The sequence below is a fragment of the Brevundimonas sp. KM4 genome, from assembly GCF_000964075.1.
Classification (GTDB): domain Bacteria; phylum Pseudomonadota; class Alphaproteobacteria; order Caulobacterales; family Caulobacteraceae; genus Brevundimonas; species Brevundimonas huaxiensis.
Genome location: NZ_JZRG01000058.1, coordinates 1 through 1,598 on the forward strand (window position 1 = coordinate 1; position 1,598 = coordinate 1,598).

The following is a 1,598-nucleotide window of genomic DNA, read 5'->3' on the forward strand; positions in this document are numbered from 1 at the left end:
GCCTCCTCCGCCTCCTCCGCCTCCGCCTGTGCCGTCATCGATGGCGCCGCAAGATATTGTCGTCACAGGCTCCCGGATCACGCGATCACCGGGCGCCCCGACGTCGCCCGGCATGATGACGCCGCCTCCCGCCGAGACCGAACGCTATCCGGATGCAACGCCCAATCCGGTGAAGCGGACCAGCGATCAGCCGGTCTCGACCTTCTCGATCGACGTCGACACGGCGTCCTATTCGAACGTGAAGCGCTTCATCGACGAGGGGCGTGCGCCGCCCAAGGATGCGGTGCGGGTCGAGGAGCTGATCAACGCCTTCGACTATGACTATGCCCGGCCGACCAGCCAGACCCGGCCCTTCGCCATCACGACGGCGGTCGCGGCCTCGCCCTGGGCTGACGGGCGCCAGATCGTGCACATCGGCCTGCAAGGTTATGAACTGCCGACGGGCGAGCAGCGGCCGCTGAACCTGACCTTCCTGGTCGACGTCTCCGGCTCGATGGGCAGCCCCGACAAGCTGGATCTGGCCAAGAAGGCGATGAACCTGGCCATCGACCGGCTGAGGCCGCAGGACACTTTGGCCGTCACCTATTACGCGGAAGGCGCCGGCACGACCCTGCAGCCGACCAAGGGCGACGAAAAGCTGAAGATGCGCTGCGCGGTCGCCAGCCTGAAGGCCTCGGGCGGCACGGCCGGGGCGAGCGGCATGACCAACGCCTATGACCAGGCCCAGGCCAACTTCGCCCGCGACAAGGTCAACCGCATCCTGATGTTCACCGACGGCGACTTCAACGTCGGGGTGACCGACAACAAGCGGCTGGAGGACTATGTCGCCGACAAGCGCGAAACCGGCATCTATCTCTCGGTCTATGGCTTCGGGCGCGGCAACTATCAGGACGCGCGGATGCAGACCATCGCCCAGGCGGGCAATGGGGTGGCGGCCTATGTCGGGAACCTGAGGGATGCGCGCCGCCTGTTCGGACCGGCCTTCGACAAGGGCGCCTTCCCCATCGCCGACGACGTCAAGATCCAGGTCGAGTTCAATCCCGCCCGCGTCGCCGAATGGCGGCTGATCGGCTATGAGACCCGGCTGCTGAACGAGGAAGACTTCAACAACGACCAGATCGATGCGGGCGAGGTGGGATCGGGCGCCAGCGTCACGGCCCTGTACGAGATCACCCCCGTCGGCGGGCCGACGCAGATCCCCGACAGGCGCTATTCCGACAACCGTATCGGGGTCGGCGGCGGCGATCCGAACGGGGAGATCGGCTTTATCCAGGTGCGCTACAAACAGCCGGGCCAGAGCCGCTCGGAGCTGATCCAGCAGCCGTTGACCAACCGCGCGGGCGGGCCGGTCAGCGCCCAGCCGCCGGAATCGACGCGATGGGCCATCGCGGTAGCCGGCTTTGGGCAGAAGCTGAGGGGCGATCCGTGGATGACGGCCGACTATGGCTGGGACCGGATCATCGATCAGGCGCAAGGGGCCAGGGGCGAAGACCCCTATGGCGACCGGGCCGAGTTCGTCCAGTTGGTGCGAGCGGCCCAGGGCCTTCCCACTATGCGGACGCCCTGACCGGAACCGCCACGCTCGCGGCGGGGTTTCC

The 1,598-nt window shown here is 67.2% G+C and carries 1 protein-coding gene; it reads left to right on the forward strand.

Annotated elements, in window-relative coordinates; translation table 11 throughout:
- Positions 1-112 precede the first annotated feature (112 nt).
- Positions 113-1,567, forward strand: coding sequence for a VWA domain-containing protein (locus VH88_RS15270; RefSeq protein ID WP_082064545.1), 1,455 nt, complete (start codon positions 113-115; stop codon positions 1,565-1,567).
- The last annotated feature ends 31 nt before the right edge of the window (positions 1,568-1,598 follow it).

Coding starts and splice junctions, on each gene's coding strand:
- VH88_RS15270 (WP_082064545.1), top strand. CDS start 113: ATGATGACGCCGCCTCCCGCCGAGACCGAACGCTATCCGGATGCAACG.